Annotated in this window: 18 protein-coding genes; 9 read left to right on the forward strand and 9 right to left on the reverse strand. The window is 70.5% G+C overall.

Going from position 1 to position 19,020, the window contains the following annotated elements:
- Positions 1 to 57 precede the first annotated feature (57 nt).
- Positions 58 to 522, reverse strand: a complete 465-nt coding sequence (locus ACFRAL_RS00910; RefSeq protein WP_336394279.1) for a MarR family winged helix-turn-helix transcriptional regulator — start codon at positions 520 to 522, stop codon at positions 58 to 60.
- Positions 523 to 652: 130 nt separating this feature from the next.
- Between ACFRAL_RS00910 and ACFRAL_RS00915 the strand changes: the two genes are divergently transcribed.
- From ACFRAL_RS00915 to ACFRAL_RS00935, 5 genes are all read left to right on the forward strand, one after another.
- The gene (locus ACFRAL_RS00915) at positions 653 to 1,603 is read left to right on the forward strand and encodes an SDR family oxidoreductase (RefSeq protein WP_378878779.1); all 951 of its coding nucleotides are present in this window, start codon (positions 653 to 655) and stop codon (positions 1,601 to 1,603) included.
- A gap of 68 nt (positions 1,604 to 1,671) precedes the next feature.
- Complete coding sequence (locus tag ACFRAL_RS00920; protein WP_378878781.1) at positions 1,672 to 2,559, forward strand: amidohydrolase family protein; 888 nt, start codon at positions 1,672 to 1,674, stop codon at positions 2,557 to 2,559.
- A 1-nt stretch (position 2,560) separates the two neighbouring features.
- Entirely contained in the window at positions 2,561 to 3,751 is a 1,191-nt protein-coding gene (locus tag ACFRAL_RS00925; RefSeq protein ID WP_378878783.1) for an acyl-CoA dehydrogenase family protein, read from the forward strand.
- A gap of 21 nt (positions 3,752 to 3,772) precedes the next feature.
- Positions 3,773 to 4,225, forward strand: coding sequence for a MaoC family dehydratase (locus ACFRAL_RS00930; protein WP_378878785.1), 453 nt, complete (start codon positions 3,773 to 3,775; stop codon positions 4,223 to 4,225).
- A 49-nt stretch (positions 4,226 to 4,274) separates the two neighbouring features.
- On the forward strand, positions 4,275 to 5,798 hold the full coding sequence (locus ACFRAL_RS00935) for a long-chain fatty acid--CoA ligase (RefSeq protein ID WP_336394274.1): 1,524 nt from the start codon (positions 4,275 to 4,277) through the stop codon (positions 5,796 to 5,798).
- 171 nt (positions 5,799 to 5,969) lie between these two features.
- Here ACFRAL_RS00935 and ACFRAL_RS00940 read toward each other — a convergent pair whose 3' ends face one another.
- The 5 genes from ACFRAL_RS00940 to ACFRAL_RS00960 all read right to left on the reverse strand — a co-directional run bounded on the left by ACFRAL_RS00940 (position 5,970) and on the right by ACFRAL_RS00960 (position 10,328).
- Positions 5,970 to 6,794: a PaaX family transcriptional regulator C-terminal domain-containing protein gene (locus ACFRAL_RS00940; RefSeq protein WP_336394273.1), complete on the reverse strand. Its 825-nt coding sequence runs from the start codon at positions 6,792 to 6,794 to the stop codon at positions 5,970 to 5,972.
- Positions 6,791 to 7,594: an ABC transporter ATP-binding protein gene (locus ACFRAL_RS00945; RefSeq protein ID WP_378878788.1), complete on the reverse strand. Its 804-nt coding sequence runs from the start codon at positions 7,592 to 7,594 to the stop codon at positions 6,791 to 6,793. Before ACFRAL_RS00945 ends, ACFRAL_RS00940 begins: the two co-directional genes overlap by 4 nt.
- Complete coding sequence (locus ACFRAL_RS00950) at positions 7,587 to 8,411, reverse strand: ABC transporter permease (protein WP_336394271.1); 825 nt, start codon at positions 8,409 to 8,411, stop codon at positions 7,587 to 7,589. Before ACFRAL_RS00950 ends, ACFRAL_RS00945 begins: the two co-directional genes overlap by 8 nt.
- Complete coding sequence (locus tag ACFRAL_RS00955; RefSeq protein ID WP_378878790.1) at positions 8,408 to 9,247, reverse strand: ABC transporter permease; 840 nt, start codon at positions 9,245 to 9,247, stop codon at positions 8,408 to 8,410. Before ACFRAL_RS00955 ends, ACFRAL_RS00950 begins: the two co-directional genes overlap by 4 nt.
- A gap of 91 nt (positions 9,248 to 9,338) precedes the next feature.
- On the reverse strand, positions 9,339 to 10,328 hold the full coding sequence (locus tag ACFRAL_RS00960; protein WP_336394269.1) for an ABC transporter substrate-binding protein: 990 nt from the start codon (positions 10,326 to 10,328) through the stop codon (positions 9,339 to 9,341).
- 331 nt (positions 10,329 to 10,659) lie between these two features.
- Between ACFRAL_RS00960 and ACFRAL_RS00965 the strand changes: the two genes are divergently transcribed.
- From ACFRAL_RS00965 to ACFRAL_RS00980, 4 genes are all read left to right on the forward strand, one after another.
- Complete coding sequence (locus ACFRAL_RS00965; RefSeq protein ID WP_336394268.1) at positions 10,660 to 11,544, forward strand: methylenetetrahydrofolate reductase; 885 nt, start codon at positions 10,660 to 10,662, stop codon at positions 11,542 to 11,544.
- A complete protein-coding gene (gene purU / locus ACFRAL_RS00970) occupies positions 11,541 to 12,416 on the forward strand; it encodes a formyltetrahydrofolate deformylase (RefSeq protein WP_336394267.1) in 876 nt (291 codons plus the stop codon). Before ACFRAL_RS00965 ends, purU begins: the two co-directional genes overlap by 4 nt.
- A gap of 28 nt (positions 12,417 to 12,444) precedes the next feature.
- Positions 12,445 to 13,854 carry an aminomethyl transferase family protein gene (locus ACFRAL_RS00975; RefSeq protein ID WP_378878793.1) on the forward strand — a complete coding sequence of 470 codons (1,410 nt, stop codon included), beginning with the start codon at positions 12,445 to 12,447 and terminating at the stop codon, positions 13,852 to 13,854.
- A gap of 113 nt (positions 13,855 to 13,967) precedes the next feature.
- Positions 13,968 to 14,612 (forward strand): PadR family transcriptional regulator, encoded by a 645-nt coding sequence (locus tag ACFRAL_RS00980; RefSeq protein WP_378878795.1) that lies wholly within the window; start codon positions 13,968 to 13,970, stop codon positions 14,610 to 14,612.
- Positions 14,613 to 14,845: 233 nt separating this feature from the next.
- Here the strand turns inward: ACFRAL_RS00980 and ACFRAL_RS00985 are convergent, their stop codons facing one another.
- The 3 genes from ACFRAL_RS00985 to ACFRAL_RS00995 all read right to left on the reverse strand — a co-directional run bounded on the left by ACFRAL_RS00985 (position 14,846) and on the right by ACFRAL_RS00995 (position 18,913).
- A complete protein-coding gene (locus tag ACFRAL_RS00985; protein ID WP_378878797.1) occupies positions 14,846 to 16,516 on the reverse strand; it encodes an alkaline phosphatase D family protein in 1,671 nt (556 codons plus the stop codon).
- 76 nt (positions 16,517 to 16,592) lie between these two features.
- Positions 16,593 to 17,264, reverse strand: a complete 672-nt coding sequence (locus tag ACFRAL_RS00990) for a Type 1 glutamine amidotransferase-like domain-containing protein (RefSeq protein WP_378878799.1) — start codon at positions 17,262 to 17,264, stop codon at positions 16,593 to 16,595.
- A gap of 152 nt (positions 17,265 to 17,416) precedes the next feature.
- On the reverse strand, positions 17,417 to 18,913 hold the full coding sequence (locus ACFRAL_RS00995; RefSeq protein WP_336394260.1) for an aldehyde dehydrogenase family protein: 1,497 nt from the start codon (positions 18,911 to 18,913) through the stop codon (positions 17,417 to 17,419).
- Between the last annotated feature and the right edge of the window lie 107 nt (positions 18,914 to 19,020).

Consider the following 19,020-nt stretch of genomic DNA (forward strand, 5'->3'; position numbering starts at 1 on the left):
CGGATGCCGCGCCCCGCCGGCGCCGCTCTCCAACACCGACCCAGCACCGCAGAGCCGTCAGTCGTCGGGGAAGGCGAGCCGGCGCAGCAGGCCGGTGAGCAGCTCGCGCTCCTCCTCCGACAGCTGCGCGTGCACGCGCTCCTCCGCGACGCGCGCGGCCTCCCGGGCGGCGGCCGCGAGCGTGCGCCCCGCATCCGTGGCGACGACGACGTTCGCGCGCCGGTCGGAGGGGTCGGGCTGCCGCTCGACCAGACCGCGGGACTGCAGGTCGTCGACGAGGCTGACGACCTGGCTCGGGTCGAGGCGCAGGAACTCGGCGAGGTCGCGCTGCGAGGGCCGGGCATCGCCCGACGCCAGGACCAGCACCGAGAACGACCGCGCCTTCAGCCCGTGCTCTGCCAGCGCCGCGTTGCCCGCGGCGAGCGCGATCGCGTTCGCACGCGCGAGCAGGAAGCTCACGTCGTCGGCGAGCACCGAGGCGCGCAGGCCCGACGGGGCGACGGCGTCGGCGGATTTCGGCATGGCCACGAGCGTAACCCAGTTCGTGGATGAACGGAATGATTGACATTTTCAACGGTTGGGTCTTCAATGGGTCCCGAACCCGGTACGGCGCCCCGCGCCGACCGGGCCGCGACACGAAGGAGTCTCACGCATGTCATCCGACGCCACCCCGAGCGGCACCGCCCGCCCCCTCGACGGCAAGGTCGCGATCGTCACCGGCTCCGGGCGCGGGCTCGGCCTCGCCTACGCGCAGGAGCTCGCCCGGCAGGGAGCGGCCGTGGTGATCAACGACGTCGACGAGGCCACGGCCGCCGAGGCGGTCGCCGCGATCGAGGCCGAGGGCGGACGCGCCGCCGCGGTGGCGGCCCCCGTGGGTCCGACCGAGACCGCCGAGCAGCTCGTGCGCACCGCGGTCGACACCTTCGGCCGGCTCGACATCCTCGTCACGAACGCCGGCGTGCTGCGCGACACCGTGCTGTGGAAGATGAGCGACGACGACTTCGACACCGTCATCAACGTCCACCTCCGCGGCACCTTCACGTGCGTGCGGGCGGCCGCCACCTGGATGCGCGAGAACGAGGTCCCCGGCCGGATCATCGCGATCGGCTCGCCGACCGGGCAGCGCGGCAACTTCGGGCAGACCAACTACGCCGCCGCCAAGGCCGGCATCGTCGGCATGGTGCGCACGTGGGCGCTCGAGCTCAAGCGCGCGGGCATCACCGCCAACGCCGTCATCCCGGTCGCCGCGACCGCCATGACGGCCACCGTCCCGTACTTCGCCGCCGCCGTCGAGGCCGAGGCGGCCGGCGAGCCGATGCCCCCGTTCTTCCGCCACGACCTCGGCTTCGGCACCTCCGACGACGTGGCCGGGCTCATCGCGTACCTGGCATCGGATGCCGCCGCCGGCGTCACCGGCCAGGCCATCGGGATCGGCGGCGACCGGCTGCAGCTGTGGTCGCACCCCGAGCCGGTCGCGACCGCCTTCCACGATGGCGGCTGGTCGTACGACGATCTCGCCGCCGGCTTCGGCGACGCGGTGGGCGACCTGCAGACGGTCGGCGAGAAGTTCCCGCCGCTCCCCGACGACCTCCAGCGCCCCTGACCCGTCGGTCCCGTGCCTGTCGAAGCGCCCTTCGGCAGGCACGGGACCGAAGACCCGGAAGGCCCGACATGACCCGCTACGAACCCGCGATCGACCTCGACGCGATCACGGCGATCGACGTGCACGTGCACATCGAGGTCGACGGGCACGGGCACGCCTCGCTGCCGGGCGATCTCGCCGACGCCGCGGCGAAGTACTTCAGCACCGACGGGCCGAACCCCGACCTGGACTCGGTCGCCGCGTACTACCGCGAGCGGCGCATGGCCGCCGTCGTGTTCACCGTCGACGCCGAGACGCAGCTGGGGCACGCCCCGCTCTCGAGCGCCGACATCGCCGAGGGCGCCGCCCGCAACAACGACGTGCTCATCCCGTTCGGCTCGGTCGACCCGCGTCGGCCCGATGCGCTCGACCGCGTGCGGCGGCTCATCGACGAGCACGGCGTGCGCGGCTTCAAGTTCCACCCGACGGTCCAGGGCTTCGACCCCTCCGACGAGGCACGCTTCCCGCTGTACGAGGCGCTGCAGGAGGCCGGGGTCGTCGCGCTCTTCCACACCGGCCAGACCGGCATCGGCGCCGGCCTGCCGGGCGGGCGGGGGCTGCTGCTCGGCCTGTCCAACCCGATCCTGCTCGACCCGGTGGCCGCGCGCTTCCCCGACCTGCAGATCATCATGGCCCACCCCTCGGTCCCCTGGCAGGACGAGGCGCTCTCGGTCGCCACGCACAAGCACAACACCTGGATCGACCTGTCCGGCTGGAGCCCGAAGTACTTCCCGGAGTCGCTGGTGCGCGCCGCGAACTCCTACCTCAAGAGGCGCGTGCTGTTCGGCTCGGACTTCCCGCTCCTCACCCCCGACCGCTGGATGACGGATGCCGAGACCGCCGGCTCCTTCAAGCCCGAGGTCCTGCCCGGCATCCTGAAGGACAACGCGGCACGCCTGCTGGGACTCGGGGGCTGACATGCCTGCGCTCGAGTCGGATGCGACGTTCGGGTTCGACCCGTATGCGATCGCTGCCGCGCACCTGAGCCCGGCCGCGCGCGCGGCGCTCGCGCGGCTGCAGGAGACGCTGGATCGCAGCATCCGTCCGCTCCTCGCCCAAGCGTGGGAGACGGCGACCATGCCGGCCGGCGTCCTGGACGCGCTCATCCCCCTCGATCTGATGCAGCCGGAGGGGGTGGATGCCGCCGAGGCGGCGTCGAGCATGTACTCGGGCTTCCGCAACTACGTGCTGGCCCGCACCGACGTGTCGGTGGCCACCCTGTACAACGCGCAGTCCGGGCTCTTCCGCACCGCCGTCGCGCTGGGCGGGTCGCCGGAGCAGGCTGCCGAGCTCGACCCCCGTGTGCGCAGCTTCGAACTCAGGGGCGTGTTCGCGCTCACCGAGCCGGAGCACGGCTCCGATATCGCCGGCGGGCTCGCGACGGCCGCGCGGCGCGACGGCGGCGACTGGGTGATCGACGGCCGGAAGAAGTGGATCGGCGGGGCCGCGGCATCCGACGTCCTCCTGGTCTTCGCGCGCGACGTCGACGACCACGCCGTCAAGGCGTTCCTGGTGCCGACCGACGCCGAGGGCGTGCGGCTCGAGGCGATGACCGGCAAGGTCGCGCTGCGTCCGATGCAGAACGCGATCATCAGCCTCGACGGCGTGAGCGTGGCCGAGACGGCGCGCCTCCACAACGTGAACGGCTGGCGCGACGTCTCGCGGATCCTGCGGGCGATGCGCTCCGACGTGGCGTGGATCGCCACCGGCCTGCAGGCCGGCGCCCTCGACGCCGCGGTCCGCTACGTGCGCGAGCGCCACCAGTTCGAGCGCCCCATCGGCGGCTTCCAGCTCGTGCAGGAGAAGCTGGCGCGCATGCTCGGCAACACCGTCGCCTCGCTCGCCCTCGTGGTGCAGCTGTCCGCCCGGCAGGACCAGGGCGAGTTCGCCGACGAGAACTCCGCCCTGGCCAAGATGCAGACCGCGCGCCTCGCGCGCGAGACGGTCGCGCTCGGCCGCGAGGTGCTCGGCGGCAACGGCATCCTGCTCGAGCACGACGTCGCGCGGTTCTTCGCCGATGCCGAAGCCGTGTACTCCTACGAGGGCACGCACGAGATCAACGCCCTCATCGTCGGCCGCGCGCTCACCGGCGCGTCGGCCTTCACCTGACCCGTCCACGAAGGAGAAACCATGACCACCACCGTCGACTACGCCGACGTCGCCGGCCTCGCCGGCACCGACCTCGGCCACACCGAGTGGTTCGAGATCACGCAGGACCGCGTGAACCTCTTCGCCAATGCCACCGACGACCACCAGTGGATCCACGTCGACCCGGCGCGCGCGGCGGAGGGGCCGTTCGGCGGTCCCATCGCGCACGGCTTCCTCACCCTGTCGCTCGCGGTCAAGTTCTGGTCGGAGCTCTTCGACGTGACCGGCGTCACGACGCGCGTGAACTACGGCCTCGACAAGGTCCGGTTCGTCTCGCCCGTGCCGGTGGGCGCCCGCGTGCGCATGACCGCCGTCATCGCCGAGGTCACCGAGGTGCGCGGCGGCTACCAGTTCGCCGTCGACCAGACCATCGAGATCGAGGGCGCCGAGAAGCCCGCCGTCGCGGCGCGCGGCCTGTACCGCTTCTACGCCTGATCGGCTCGTCCGACCCGCACGCTTCCTCGAGGGAGAGGACCCCGCAACGATGCACGAGGGAATCGGGTTCTGGCTCGCCAAGCGGCGGCTGAAGGACCCCGACAAGACGGCCGTCGTCTTCGGCGACGACGAGCTGAGCTATCGCCGGCTGGCGGATGCCGCCGACCATGTCGCCGCCGTGCTGTGGCATCGCGGCATCCGCCGTGGCGACGCCGTCGCCTACATCGGCGAGAACAGCCCGCAGTTCCTGCAGGTGATGTTCGGCGCGGCGCAGCTGGGCGCCGTCTTCGTGCCGCTGAACACGCGGCTCGCCGCTCCCGAGATGCAGCACATCCTCGTCGACTCGGGGGCACGCGCCGTCGTGCTCGACCCCGAGTTCCTGGAACGCGCGATGCCGGGCATCGAGGCGGGGCGCATCGCCCACGTCATCGTGACCGGCGAGGGGCTGCCGGGGCACCCGGGTCTCGCCCGCCTCGTGGCCGAGGCCCCCGGCGGCCACACCGTCGCCGACGTGGGCCTGGACGACCCGGCGGCCATCATCTACACGTCGGGCACCACGGGGCGTCCGAAGGGGGCCGTGCTGAGCCACGGCAACCTCACGTGGGTCGCGGTCAACTGCATCGTCGACTACGACGTCGTCTCGACCGACGTCTCGCTGATGATCTCGCCGCTGTTCCACGTCGCGTCGCTGGGCATGGGCGCGCTGCCGGTGATCCTCAAGGGCGCGACGCTCGTCCTCGAGAAGGGCTTCGAGCCCGGTCGCGCGCTCGCGCAGATCCAGCGCCACGGCGTAACGATGCTCAGCGGCGTGCCGACCACGTACCAGATGCTGGCCGACCACCCGGACTGGGCGGCGACCGACATCTCGACGCTGCGGAAGCTCACGTGCGGCGGCTCGGCCGTGCCCACCCGCATCCTCAATGCCTACGAGGAGCGCGGGCTGTCGTTCTCGCAGGGCTACGGCATGACCGAGACCTCGCCGGGCGCGACGTCGCTCGCACCGTCGAAGACCCGTGAGAAGCAGGGCAGCGTCGGCCTCCCGCACTTCTTCACCGAGGTGCGCATCACCGACGAGCACGGCGACGTCGTGCCGCGCGGCACCGTCGGCGAGATCGAGATCTCGGGGCCCAACGTCTTCCTCGGCTATCACGGCCAGCCCGAGGCGACGGCGGCCGCGTTCACCGACGACCGCTGGTTCCGCTCGGGCGATCTCGGCTACCTCGATGCCGACGGCTACCTCTACATCGCCGATCGCCTCAAGGACATGATCATCTCGGGAGGCGAGAACATCTATCCCGCCGAGGTCGAGAACCTCATCTCCGACATCGAGGGCATCTCGGGCGTCGCTGTCGTCGGCGTGCCCGACGAGCGCTGGGGCGAGGTGCCGTGGGCGGTCGTGACCCTCAAGGAGGGTGCGGAGGTGGACACCGAGATCGTGCGCTCCCACCTGGACGGCGTGCTCGCGCGCTACAAGCTGCCGAAGAACGTCGTCGTGGTGGAGGAGCTGCCGCGCACCGCCTCGGGCAAGGTGCGCAAGGCCGACCTGCGCGCGCGGTTCGGCGAGAGCCGGTGAGCACGCGGCTCGACCCCCCGGCAGTCTCCCCCGGCCCGCGCGCCCACGCCGACAGGTCAACCGGCCCTCTACAGGAGGCAGCGGACCGGATCGGTCCTGTAGAACCGCGGTTGACCTGTTGAGAGCCAAGGGTCGCGAGGCCGGTACGCGCGCTGGGACCGACGGCAGTGCTCAGTCGACGAGGCCGGCGAAGTCCCGCACGGCCGGGAAGGCGAACTCTCGGTGCCGCCGCGTGAACAGCTCGGCGGAGCGGTCGGCCGGCCAGTCCTCGCCCATGTACTGGCGCGGCAGCCGCGGGTCGGCGCGCAGCAGCGCGAGCCAGTCGGCGACGAGCAGGGTCCGCGCGGTGACGGGAGGGAGATCGGATGCCGCATCCTCGCGCTCCCAGTGCGCGATGAACTCGAGGTGCGCCTCGCGGATGCGCTCGATGTCCCACGCCACGCGCACCGCCTCGGCCATCGGGAACCCGTCGAGCTCGGTCGCCGAGAACGCGGTGACCGAGCCCGGGGGCAGGTCGGGGATGATCGCATCCAGCGCGGCGGCGAGGTCCACCGCCCCGGGGGCGATCCACAGCCCGTCGCGCAGCACCGCGAATCCCGACCACGTCAGCGCGGCGCGCAGGCGGTGCCGCAGGTCGCGGAGGTGCTCGGGGACGCTGAAGGTGACGAGCGTCCAGCCCTCGCCCTGGGGCTCGAACGGCGCGGGCCCGTTCACGCGGCCCGACGCCTCGCGCAGCACCTCGCTGCCGTGGGAGGTCAGCTCGAACCCGATCTCGCGCCCGAGGCGCCGGCGTTCGAGCACCCCGCTCGCGACCATGCGGTCGAGGTTGGTGCGCACGGCGGAGGCCGCCACGCCCGCGCTCTCGAGGGTGCCGATCAGCACGCTCGCGCGCAGCGGTGCGAAGTACCGGTCGCACACGAACTCGCCGAAGAAGGCCAGCAGCAGCTGCCTCGGCTTGCGCGTGAGGACCGAGCCCTCGACGGGGAGAACGCTCACGCCGCCCCCGGGCGGACGGCCTCGCCGCGCTTGGCACGCTGGATCTGCTCGTACACGTGGGTGCGCAGCTCGGTGAAGCGGGGCAGCGCGCGGGTGGTGATCTGGTCGCGGTCGGCCTCGAGGTCGATCGCGAGGTCCTCCTGCACCCAGGTCGGCGACTTCGACAGCACGATCACCCGTTCGCCGAGGTAGACCGACTCGTCGATGTCGTGCGTCACGAAGAGGATCGACATGCCCCGCTCGCGGTGGAGCGTGCGCACCAGGTCCTCGAGGTCGGCGCGGGTCTGGGCGTCGACGGCGGCGAACGGCTCGTCCATGATGAGCACCTCGGGCTGGTACGCGACGGCGCGGGCGATCGCGACGCGCTGCTGCATGCCGCCGGACAGCTGCCACGGGTAGCTCTTGGCGGCGTGGTCGAGGCCGACGGCCGTCAGCGCGTCGTCGATGAGCCGGTCGCGGTCGGTGCGCGAGAGCTTCTTGTGCTTGAGGGGCAGCTCGACGTTGCCGCGCACGGTGAGCCAGGGGTAGAGGCTGCGGCCGTACTCCTGGAACACGAGCGCCATCTTGGGCGGCGGCGCGGTCACGCGCTTGCCGTCGAGCTCCACCACCCCGGAGGTGGGCCGCAGCAGGCCGGCGATGCACTTCAGCAGCGTCGTCTTGCCGCACCCGGAGGGGCCGACGATGCACACCAGCTCGCCGGCATCCATCCGGAAGCTGATGTCGCCGATCGCCTCGACGTTCCCGGTCGTCGATTCGTACACCTTGCGCAGGTGCTCGACCTTCAGCAGCGTGTCAGGCACGCTCCACCTCCTTGATTCCGTGGTACCAGCGCAGCACGCGACGCTCGACGAGCCCGAAGATCGTCGCGAGCAGGATGCCGATGAGGCCGAGCAGCAGGATGCCGCTCCACATCTCGGCGATGAGGTAATTGCGCTGGAAGTAGACGATCTGATAGCCCAGGCCGGACGACGAGTACGCCAGCTCCGAGATCACCATCAGGATGAGGGCGATCGACAGCGACTGCCGCACGCCGGCCATGATGCGCGGACTCGCCGCGGGCAGCACCAGGTAGCGCAGGCGCTCCATGGGCGTCACGGCGAAAGAGCGGGCCGTCTCGGTCATGACCGAGTCCGTGGCGCGCACGCCCTCGATCGTGTTGAGCAGGATCGGCCACACCGAGCCCACCACGATCACGACGATCTTCATCGCGTCGGTCGGTCCCATCAGCACGACGACGATGGGCAGCAGCACGGGAGGGGGGACCGCGCGGAAGAACTCCAGCATCGGCTCCAGCAGCTCGCGCAGCCATCGGTTCAGGCCGATGAGGGTGCCCGCGACGATGCCGACGAGGATCGAGATGACGATGCCGATCGCGAGGCGGCCGAGGCTCGGCAGCACGTCGGTGATGAAGGCCGGACCGATCCAGGTGTCGATGAACGCGTCGAGGATCTCGAGCGGCGGCGGGAAGAACGTGGCCGTCGTGAAGCTCGCCCAGATGCCCCAGATGATGAGCAGCAGAAGGGGCAGCCCGATCGCGTACAGCGTGTTCTCGCCGATCTTCGCCCAGACGCGGGACGGCCGCCGGGGGGTCACCACGGTGCTGGTGTAGAGCGTCACAGCACTTCCTCCCCTCGCACCGACTGGTGCCAGGCCAGCGAGCGACGCTCGATCGCGCGGAACACCAGGTTGATGAGCAGGCCCAGGATGCCGGTCACGATGACGAGCGCATACACGGTGGGCCAGTTGCCCGCGGACTGCGCGAACACGATCTCGCGCCCGAGGCCCGGGTTGCCGATGAACATCTCGGCCGTGATGGCCAGGATCAGCGCGACCGCCGCCGCGAGCCGCAGACCCGTCATGAGGTACGGCAGGGCGGTCGGGAACACCAGGTTCACGATCCGCGAGCCGCGCGAGAGGCCGAAGCTGCGGGCGGTGTCACGGGCGACCGTGTCGACGTCGGCGACGCCGTACAGCACCTGGATGAAGACCTGCCAGAAGCTGGCGTAGACGATGATGACGAGCGCCGCCTCGATCCGCAGCCCGAACATGAGGATGGCGAGCGGGATGAGTGCGACCGACGGGATCGGGCGGAGGAACTCCACCGTGGTGTGGGTCGCACGGCGCAGGAACGGGACGAGTCCGATGACCGTGCCGAGCACCGTCGCGAGCACGGTGGCGATGGCCAGGCCGATGCCCCAGGCGGTCATCGTGCGCCAGACGTTGCGCCAGAACTCGAGGTCCCGCAGCTCCTGCCCGAGCGCGGCGAGCGTCGTGGTCGCGCTGGGGAAGTAGCGCGGATCGACCAGGCCGAGCGTCGGCAGCAGCTGCCATGTGACGAGGAATCCGACGACGCCGGCGACGCCGAGGGCGAACTTGCGGAGGGTGCGCATCCGTCGCGCGCTGCGTCGGCGCGGCGGTGTGGCGACGATCATGGGGGCGTCGGCGACGGCCATCGGCGGGTCCGATCGGTGGAGGGGCGGCGTCGGGAGGGCAGGAGGGAGGGAGCGGATGCCGCAGCGCGCGGCATCCGCTCACTCCACGCCGTCACTGCTGCTGCAGCAGGCGGTCGTAGTCGGGCTCGGCGTCGATGTACGCGAACTCGACCGCCAGCGCGCCGAGGTCTTCGATGCCGGCGTCGGCGAGGTCCCACGTGAAGGTCGGCAGCGTGATGCCGGCGGCCGCCTCCTCGGGGATCTCGAGGTTCGTCGCGATCGCGGCGCGGACCGCCTCCTCGTTGCCGGCCGCCCAGTCGAGGGCCTCAGCCATCGCCTCGGAGTAGGCCGTGACGAGCTCGGGGTCCTCGTCCATGAGCGCCTGCGTCGTGATGTTGGTCAGCACCGTCAGCCCGGGGATCGTCGCCTGGTAGGGCTGGACGACCGAGACGCCGCCGCCGCCCACGATCATGCCGCGGAACGGGTCGGGAGCCCAGGCGGCATCCATGGTGCCGGCCTCGAGCTGCGCCGGCACGTCGGGGAAGGCGACCTCGACGAACTCGATCGTCGAGGGGTCGCCGCCGTCGTCCTGCACGGCCTTGCGGATGGTGAGGTCACCGGCCGCGCCGATCGTGTTGACCGACACCTTCTTGCCCGCCAGGTCGGCGGGACGCGCGATGCCCGAGTCGCCGAGCGCCACGACGGCGTTGACGTCGTCGCCCTCGGCGATGCTGTTGGCGTAGTTGCCGACGATGACGACGCCGAGGTCCTGGAGGTCGGCGCGGATCGGGCCGAACGGCTGGCCGATGGCGAACTGGATGTCGCCGCTGAGCAGCGCCGGGATCGCGTTGGCGCCGCCCTGCGATGGGACGACCTCGATCTCGAGGCCGTGCTCCTCGAAGATGCCCTCGTCGATCGCGGCCCAGAGCGCGCCGGTCTCGGCGATGGGGAGGGCTGCGACGCGGACGGTCGTCAGGTCGCCCGAGCCGGCGTCTCCGCCGTCGGACGGGCTCGAGGCGGGATCGGCGCCGGAATCGGTGCAGCCGGCCAGGGCGATAGCGGCGGCGGCGAGTACGCCGACGGTGGCAAGACTCTTCTTCATTGACGGGCCTCTCATGACTGTGCGGGTTCACCGGCCGCCGGGTCCGTCCGACCGGAGTCGGAGTCCCCACCTCGGCGTGCCGGACAAGAGTCATGGTGCGCCACCCTCGAGCGATTGTCAATGGTTTCGTGACGCCCGTCACGATTTTCTTGAAGAACAGGTTCCGGGCGGGTGCGGCATCCGCTCAACGGAATCGAACCGTCGCCACCGCGGTCCGCGCACCGAACATGGAGGTCACGCACACGACGTGCCTATTGCCATTACCTATGGTGATAGGTATTCTCTGGATACCGGGACGCAGCGACGCACCCGGACGAGGAAAGGACCTCCCATGGCGCACCCGACTCCCGCCTCCCCCTCGGCGGCCGCTCTGGTCGACGGCTTCTCGCTCGAGATGACGGGCAAGGACGTTCCCGGCCTCGAGGAGGCCCGCGAGACCATCCCGCAGGGGACGAAGATCAACGTGACGTTCCTCGGCAACGAGGACCTCGAGATGCGGGTCGCCGCGGCCAAGGCCGTCAAGGAGATGGGCTTCGTCCCCGTCGCCCACATCTCGGCACGGCGGCTGGAGTCGCAGGAGCAGCTCGAGGAGTTCCTCGCCCGCCTGCAGGAGGTCGGGGCCACCGAGCACGTCTTCGCGGTGGGCGGCGACCCCGCCGAGCCCGCAGGCCCGTACCCCGACGCCCTCACCCTGATCCGGTCGGGCCTGCTGAAGAAGTACGGCGCGCGCGAGGTGTCGATCGCCGGCTACCCCGAGGGTCACCCCGACATCCCGGAAGACGTGCTGTGGCGCCACCTCGACGAGAAGGCGCTCGCCCTCGCGCAGCAGGGGCTGGATGCCGTCGTCCTCACGCAGTTCGCCTTCGACACCGACCCGGTCATGGCGTGGATCGACCAGGTGCGCGAGCGCGGCATCGACGCGCAGATCCGCATCGGCACCCCCGGTCCCGCCGGCATCAAGCGCCTGCTCGGCTTCGCCCGCCGGTTCGGCATCGGCGCCAACGCCATGATCGTGAAGAAGTACGGCTTCTCGCTGACCAACCTCATGGGCACCGCCGGACCCGACCGCTTCGTCTCCGACCTCGCGGAGCTGCTCGCCGCCGACCCGAAGTCCGGCGACGTCAAGCTGCACTTCTACACGTTCGGCGGACTGCTCGCGACGAGCACGTGGGCGCGCGAGTTCGTGGCCGCGCAGTCCTCGGGGGCGCGCCGATGACGGCCCACCTCGAGACGCACCGCGACCACGCCTGCCTGATCGTCCACGGTCCCGATCAGCCGGGTCTCGTCGCGGCGGTGACAGCGCTGATCGCCCGCAACAAGGGCAACATCGTCACCCTCGACCAGTACTCCGACAACCCCGAGGGCGGCGAGTTCTTCCAGCGCGTCGTGTTCCACCGGCCTGACCTGCAGGCGGCCCTGCCCGAGATCGAAGCCGATCTCGACAAGACGCTCGGTCCGCTCGAGATGGAGTGGCGCGTGACCGACCAGTCCATCCCCAAGCGCATGGCGATCCTGGTCTCGACCAGCGACCACTGTCTGCTCGAGCTGCTGTGGCGCCACCGCCGCGGCGAGCTGCCGGTGACGATCCCCATGGTGATCTCCAACCACACCAACACCGCCGAGGACGTCCGCAGCTTCGGCATCCCGTTCTTCCACGTGCCGTCGCAGGGGCCCGACAAGTCGGCGGCCGAGGCGAAGATCGTCGAGCTGCTGAAGGGCAACGCCGACTTCGTCGTGCTCGCCCGCTACATGCAGATCCTCTCGGACACGTTCCTGGACGAGGTCGGCGTGCCGGTGATCAACATCCACCACTCCTTCCTCCCCGCCTTCATCGGCGCCGCGCCCTACCGCAAGGCCAAGGAGCGGGGCGTCAAGCTCATCGGCGCGACGAGCCACTACGTCACCGAGGACCTGGACGAGGGTCCGATCATCGAGCAGGACGTCGCGCGGGTGGACCACTCGATGTCCGCCGCGGACCTGCAGGCCCGCGGGGCGTACGTCGAGCGGGCCGTGCTCTCCCGTGCCGTGCAGTGGCACGCCGAGGACCGCGTGATCCGGCACGGCAACCACACCATCGTCTTCACCTGACCCATCACCAGAACAGAGAGGTTCCCCCATGGCGAAGAATCTGCAGGAGCTCATCGACGCGCAGAACGCCGTCGAGATGCTGCGCAACTCGCAGATCGGCTCGTACATCTACCCGGTGGTCCCCGCGGACTTCCAGAACTGGATCAAGGAGCAGAAGGCGTGGCGCGACACCGCCGTGCTCTACGACCAGTCGCACCACATGGACAATGTGTTCCTCAAGGGCTCCGACGCGATCAAGCTGATCTCCGACACGGCCATCAACTCGGTCGCGACGTTCCCGGTGAACCGCGCCAAGCAGTACGTGCCCACGACCGCGTCGGGCCACGTCATCGGCGACGGCATCCTGTTCCACGAGGCCGAGGACGAGTACGTGTACGTCGGCCGCGCTCCCGCGTCGAACTGGCTGATGTACCACGGTGAGACCGGCGGCTACGCGAACCTCGACGTCACGGTCGACCGGCGTTCGCCGTCGCGCCCGTACGGCGACGCCGTGAGCCGGCGCTACTACCGGTTCCAGATCCAGGGGCCGGCCGCCTGGCAGGTCATCGAGAAGCTCAACGGCGGCCCGCTCGAGCAGCTGAGGTTCTTCGCCATGTCCGAGATGCAGATCGGCGGGGCGAACGTCCGCACGCTGCGCCACGGCATGGCAGGAGCCCCGGGTCTCGAGGTGTGGGGCCCGTACGAGGACCACCACCGCGTGCGCGACCTCATCGTCGAGGCGGGCGCCGAGTTCGGCCTCGTGCCGGTGGGCTCGCGGGCCTATCCGTCGAACACCCTGGAGTCGGGCTGGATCCCGTCGCCGCTTCCCGCCATCTACTCGGGCGAGGCCGAGCGCGGCTACCGCGAGTGGCTGGGCGTCGACAGCTATGAGGCGACCGGAACGCTCGCGGGCTCGTTCGTGTCGCAGAACATCGAGGACTACTACCTCACCCCGTGGGAGCTCGGCTACGGCTCGTTCGTCAAGTTCGACCACGACTTCATCGGCCGCGACGCCCTCGAGAAGATCGACCCGGCCACCCAGCGCCGCAAGGTCACGCTGGCGTGGAACGCCGAGGACGTCACGAAGATCTTCGCGTCGCTCTTCGACACCGAGGGCGACAGCTACAAGTTCTTCGACCTGCCGCTGGCGAACTACGGGTCGGCGAACTACGACGCGGTGACGGATGCCGGCGGCGACGTCGTCGGATTCTCGATGTTCACCGGCTACAGCGCGAACGAGAAGCGCGCACTGTCGCTCGCGACGGTCAACCCCGACGTGCCCGAGGGCGCCGAGGTCACGGTCGTGTGGGGCGAGCCCGACGGGGGCACGAAGAAGGCGTCGGTCGAGCCGCACAAGCAGCTCGAGGTCCGCGCCGTCGTCTCTCCGGTGCCGTACTCGACGGTCGCCCGCCAGACGTACCACGGCGGCTGGCGCACCGGGTACCAGGAATCCGCCTGACCCGCACCGACCCGAGGGGGTCCGCCCGCGCCGGGCGGGCCCCCTCGCACATTCCGTCACGGCGGCGGAGGAGGCATCCGCCGCTCGCTAGTCTCGGGAGGGAGAGGAGTCGCATGAGTCTGCGGTATGCGCTGCTGGCGATCCTGCGGGTCGGCCCGCTGTCGGGCTACGACCTGCAGAAGCAGTTCCACCAGTCCGTCGGCCACGTGTGGCATGCGCCCGACTCGCAGATCTATCCGGAGCTGCGCAAGATGGAGGAGCTCGGCCTCATCGAGGGCGAGGAGCAGCCGCGAGGCGAGCGCGGCACGCGCCGGATGTATCACGTGACGGATGCCGGCAACCAGGCGTTCCTCGACTGGATGGCCGCTCCCCTGGACTACCAGCGGGTGCGCGACCCCGCCCACCTGCGTGCCGCCTACCTCGAGGCGGCCCCGCCCGAGGCCGCGCGCGCCTTCCTCGAGCGGCACATCGCGCAGTGGGAGGGCGAGCTCGCGCAGTGGGAGGGCGAGCTCGAGCGCATCGACGCGGTCGCCAACCCCATGCTCGTGCGGCGGCTGGCCGTGACGTCGGACGCCGACCGCGAGCGCACCATCGCCTACAAGCGCTTCGCCTACGAGGGGCTCGTCGAGCGCGCCCAGGGCGAGATCGCCTGGGCGCGCCGCGGGCTGGAGCTGGTCGATCGCCTGGACGGCTCGGCTGTCTCGGGTTCCGCAGCCGAGGTCTCCGGCGCGGCGGTGTCCGGCGCCGCGAAGGGGTAGGTCTCGCAGGCTCGGTGTGCCGCGAGGCGCGTCGGCGCTTCCCCGGGGTCAGCCCTCGCCGTCCGGGCCCTCGAGCTCGAACGCCAGGCGCCGCAGTGTCGTCACGGCGGCGGCGACCTCGTCTTCACTCAGACGCCGGAGGAGCTCGGCGAACGCCTCGTCGAGCGCCCGGCCGGCATCCTCCGCAACGGCGGCTTTGCGTTTCCGATGCGCGCGACCAACCCGGCAGCCGGTCAGGACGACACCGTGGCGTCCCGCTCCGCGGGCACCGTGATGGACGCCACCTCCTCGAGACGGGGATGAAGCTCGTCTCCGTCCTCGACCACGCCGGTGTGCCAGGTCATGGTGAGGCCGTCGGGTCCGTCCACCAGCAGCGCGACGTTGTTGTCGAACCACGGGCCCTTCACCGTCTTCCAGCGGAAGGGCGGGTCGGGGACCTTCGCGGAATGCGCGGCTGCGGCACCCATCGGCGTCGCGGCGCCGTACGACATCACGACCGAGAACCACCGCAGGAAGCGGGGCAGCGGGTTCCGCATGGGAGAGCACACGGCCTGCACGATGCGGCTGCCGCTCTGGCGCTCGACCTCAGCCAGATACGAGAAGTGCACGTCACCGGACAGGAAGGTCACCGTCTGCGGCGCCGGGCCCCGGTCGCCGTCCGCCAGCTCCGTCGCGATCCCGGCAACCGCCTGGAAGCTGTTCTGGAACGCCCCCCAGTGCTCCAGGTCGAAGGCCCGCCGCAGCCGTTCGCCGACCCACGCCGCCGGCCGACCCCACGCACCCTGCGCGATGGCCTCATCCCATGCCTCGACATGATGCAGACCCAACGGCAGGAGGAACGGGAGCGAGGTGGCGATGAGGACGTGGCGGAATCCGCCCCGCATATGGTCGTCGAACCACCTGAGCTCCTGAGCGTCCAGCAGCCCCCGCGCCGACGGAGTGAGGTCTCGCGCGGCGCGTGAATCCAGGACGATGAGGCGTGTTCCGTCGAAGTCTCGGGAGTAGCTCCAGAGATAGCTGTCCGGGTCCTTGTCGCACCGGTCGGCGAACGCGTCCAGCACGGCAGTGAGGTCGGGCGAAGCGCCGTCGCGGCGCCCGGTGACCTGCTGCCACATCTCGTCGGCGGCCCGCTCGCGAGGAGACAGGTTGCCGAGGTGCTGGTACACCCAGTACGACGCCAAGCCGGCGACGATGCGTTCGTGCCACCAGCTCGTGGCCTGGATGTCCTTCTTCCAGTCGAGCGAGGCGTTCCAGTCGTCACGGATGTCGTGGTCGTCGAAGATCATCGCGCTCGGCACGGACGAGAGCAGCCACCGATTGGCGTCGTCCGACCACGCCAGCTGGTAGAGGTGGGCGTACTCCTCGAAGTCCTTGAGCTCCTTGCCGGGTTCCTCATGGATGTCACGGCGGCTGCGGATGAACTCCTGCATCTCCTTCGTGGTCGAGTCGGCGTACACCTGGTCGCCGAGGAAGAGCAGCAGGTCCGGCCGGGCCTCGCGGCCGTCTGCCACCGCGAGCGCGAAGGCGCGCAGCGAGTCGACACCATGGGTCCGATTGCCGGACCGGTCGTGAGGGACGCTGGTGCGGCACGAACCGTAGGCGATCCGCGACCGTCGCCCGGGCGCCCGCGTGGCGATCACCGACGCCGGGTACTGGGAATCGGGCTCCGGCCACACGCGTACCCCATCGATCTCGACCGAGTACGGCGAGACGCTGCCGGGCTCGAGCCCGTCGACCTCGACGAGCGCGAAGTGGTGGCCGTGCACCGCGAAGGTGCGGGCCTGCCACGATCGCCCGTCGGCGTGGACGCTGACGACACCGTCGGCGCGCGTCTCCACCCAGATGCTGGCCGATGTGTCATCGACGTAACGCAGCATCGGTCCCAGCACCAGCGGGGTTGCCATGAAGCTGTTCTACCTCCTCCACAGCGCAGCGGCCAGGGAGCGGGCCCTCCGGCGCGGCGGACTCGGGCCCGCGGGTCTACTCGGCGAAGTACCTCCACTGACCTTCCGTGATGACCTCCACCCCGTCATCGGTCACCCTCAGGGCCGTCTGGTCGTCGATGGCGTACGACGGGTGACGGATGCCGGCAGCCCATCTCTCCGCTGCGGCGAGGGAGTTGCCCGGCTCACCGTCGGCCGCGAGGTGCGGGCAGATCGAGAAGTCGACGAGCCCGAGCGCGCTGTCGTCGCCGGCCGGCGGCTTCCAGCCCACGAACTCCTGGCCGATCCGCGGTGTCATCACCATGCTTCCGGCGCTCATGCCCACCCACACAGTCTCCGCCATCGACGGGAACATGTCGGCCAGCCGCGACTCTTGCAGCCAGTGGCTGAGGTAGAGCGCGTCGCCACCGGCAGCCAGCAGGACGTCGGTCTCGAGGACGAGCGGCTTCCAGCGCTCTTCATCGATGCTCGGCAGCGCCGTGAGCTCCAGCACTCCGATGGACCTCCAGCCCAGATCCACCATGGGATTCTCGGACTTCCCGCTGATGAACTCCCAGGCCTTGACGCCGGGTCCCAGCCACGGGTGGCCGTACTGGGCGGTGGGTATGCACAGTGCGCTGGACTCGCTGATCGGCTTGCCGAGCAGGTCTTCGAGGGCACCGCGGATGCTCGGATTGGTGACGCCCGCAGACGTGAGAAGAAGCTTCATGTTCCCTTCCCTGCTGCTCGACTCGTCAGGCCCTGCCCGATCACCCTACTTTCCGGGTTTGGGGCGCGCCGTGCACGTTCGGGGCGCACCGCGTGCGCCCCGAACGCACGGCGTGCGCCCCAAACCCGGAAAAGGGATGGTGCCGGACGACGTCAGTGGGCCATGGACGCGAGCGCCTCCGGGTCGATCGTGGCGATCGACCGGGTGTCCTGGAAGGCGCGGACGCCTTCGATGCCCTGCTCACGCCCGAAGCCGGACTGCTTCATGCCGCCGAACGGCGCCCGAAGGTCCAGGCGCGTCGCGCCATGGTCGTTGACCCACACGTAGCCGCACACGAGCTGCGACCCGACGCGCTGCGCCGCCTCGGGCGACCCGGTCCACACCGAGCCGCACAGCCCGCCCCACGTGTCGTTCGCGAGGCGCACGCCCTCGGCCTCGTCGTCGAACGGGATCACCGGGATGACGGGACCGAACTGCTCCTGCGTCACCACCCGCAGCTGCGGGTCGGGGTCCACCACGATCGCCGGGCGCACGAAGTTGCCGCCTGCCAGGTCACCACCGGGAAGCTCGCCGAACTCGCGCACGTCGGCGCCGGCATCCTTCGCCTCCTGGATGATCTCGTCCACGAAGGCCTTCTGCGCCGGCTGGTGCAGCGGGCCCATCGTGGTGCCCTCCTCCAGACCGTGCCCGAGCTTGGCCTGCTCGAGGCGGGACGTGAGCCCCGCGACGAGCTCGTCCATCCGCGAGCGGTGCACGAACACGCGCTTGGCGTTCATGCAGATCTGGCCGGTGGTGTCGTAGATCGCGGCGTACAGCCGGTCGAGGTGCGCGTCGTCGAGGATCGCGTCCTCGAGGAACACCGCCGCGTCGTTGCCGCCGAGCTCCAGCGTCACGCGCGTCAGGGTCTTGGACGCCATCTCCATGATCCGCTTGCCGCCGTTGACGCTGCCGGTGAAGCAGACCTTGGCGATGTCGGGGTTCTGGATGAGCCCGGCCATGTCCTGGTCGCGACCGGTCACGATGTTGAGCACGCCGGGCGGCAGCTTCTCGGCCACCCGCTGCACCACCCGGGTCGTCGCGAGCGGCGCCGAGGGCGGCGGCTTCACGATCGCGGTGTTGCCGGCCAGCAGCGCGTGCGGGAGGGATGCCCCCAGGATCGCGATCGGCCAGTTGAACGGGACGATCACCGTCACCACGCCCAGCGGCTGATACGCCACCTCGGTCGACACCGGGATGGCGCCCGGCACGGGCGGCAGCGTCTTGGACGCGTCGACCTCGTCGGCGAGCATCAGCGCGAGGTTCCAGCGGATCTCGAACACGAGCGCGTCGATCCACCCCTCCATGCGGATCTTGCCGTTCTCCTGCGACAGGATCGCGGCGTCCGTGTCACGGTCGTCGGCGATGCCGGCGATCGCCTCGGCCATCTTCGCCGCGCGCTCCTGGGCGCTGAGCGCCGACCAGGCCGGGAACGCCTTCTTCGCCGCCGCGACGGCATCCGTCACATCCGACGCGGATGCCGCGGCCGCCTCGCCGACGACCGCACCAGGCCTTCCGGGGTCGGGGATCGTCAGCACGTCGTCGGTGAAGCGCTCCTCACCTCCGATGTACAGGCCGGTCCGCACCGAAGTCCCTGTCGCCGTATCGCTCATGAACGTCCACCTCTCTGTGTTGGTTCCCGCCGCGCGACGCCGTCGCGCGCCGGTCGTCCGCGGTCCCGCGCCGGGTCTGCGCGGATCGACGTCTCTTCCAGCCTGCC

Origin of the sequence: Microbacterium sp. NPDC056736, assembly GCF_042790415.1 — a bacterium.
In the GTDB taxonomy this organism is placed as follows: Bacteria; Actinomycetota; Actinomycetes; order Actinomycetales; family Microbacteriaceae; genus Microbacterium.

Bases quoted from the DNA above. Each gene is read 5' to 3' on its own strand.
- ACFRAL_RS00910 (WP_336394279.1), bottom strand. From the start codon at position 522: ATGCCGAAATCCGCCGACGCCGTCGCCCCGTCGGGCCTGCGCGCCTCG.
- ACFRAL_RS00915 (WP_378878779.1), top strand. From the start codon at position 653: ATGTCATCCGACGCCACCCCGAGCGGCACCGCCCGCCCCCTCGACGGC.
- ACFRAL_RS00920 (WP_378878781.1), top strand. From the start codon at position 1,672: ATGACCCGCTACGAACCCGCGATCGACCTCGACGCGATCACGGCGATC.
- ACFRAL_RS00925 (WP_378878783.1), top strand. From the start codon at position 2,561: ATGCCTGCGCTCGAGTCGGATGCGACGTTCGGGTTCGACCCGTATGCG.
- ACFRAL_RS00930 (WP_378878785.1), top strand. From the start codon at position 3,773: ATGACCACCACCGTCGACTACGCCGACGTCGCCGGCCTCGCCGGCACC.
- ACFRAL_RS00935 (WP_336394274.1), top strand. From the start codon at position 4,275: ATGCACGAGGGAATCGGGTTCTGGCTCGCCAAGCGGCGGCTGAAGGAC.
- ACFRAL_RS00955 (WP_378878790.1), bottom strand. From the start codon at position 9,247: ATGGCCGTCGCCGACGCCCCCATGATCGTCGCCACACCGCCGCGCCGA.
- ACFRAL_RS00960 (WP_336394269.1), bottom strand. From the start codon at position 10,328: ATGAAGAAGAGTCTTGCCACCGTCGGCGTACTCGCCGCCGCCGCTATC.
- ACFRAL_RS00965 (WP_336394268.1), top strand. From the start codon at position 10,660: ATGGCGCACCCGACTCCCGCCTCCCCCTCGGCGGCCGCTCTGGTCGAC.
- purU (WP_336394267.1), top strand. From the start codon at position 11,541: ATGACGGCCCACCTCGAGACGCACCGCGACCACGCCTGCCTGATCGTC.
- ACFRAL_RS00975 (WP_378878793.1), top strand. From the start codon at position 12,445: ATGGCGAAGAATCTGCAGGAGCTCATCGACGCGCAGAACGCCGTCGAG.
- ACFRAL_RS00980 (WP_378878795.1), top strand. From the start codon at position 13,968: ATGAGTCTGCGGTATGCGCTGCTGGCGATCCTGCGGGTCGGCCCGCTG.
- ACFRAL_RS00985 (WP_378878797.1), bottom strand. From the start codon at position 16,516: ATGGCAACCCCGCTGGTGCTGGGACCGATGCTGCGTTACGTCGATGAC.
- ACFRAL_RS00990 (WP_378878799.1), bottom strand. From the start codon at position 17,264: ATGAAGCTTCTTCTCACGTCTGCGGGCGTCACCAATCCGAGCATCCGC.
- ACFRAL_RS00995 (WP_336394260.1), bottom strand. From the start codon at position 18,913: ATGAGCGATACGGCGACAGGGACTTCGGTGCGGACCGGCCTGTACATC.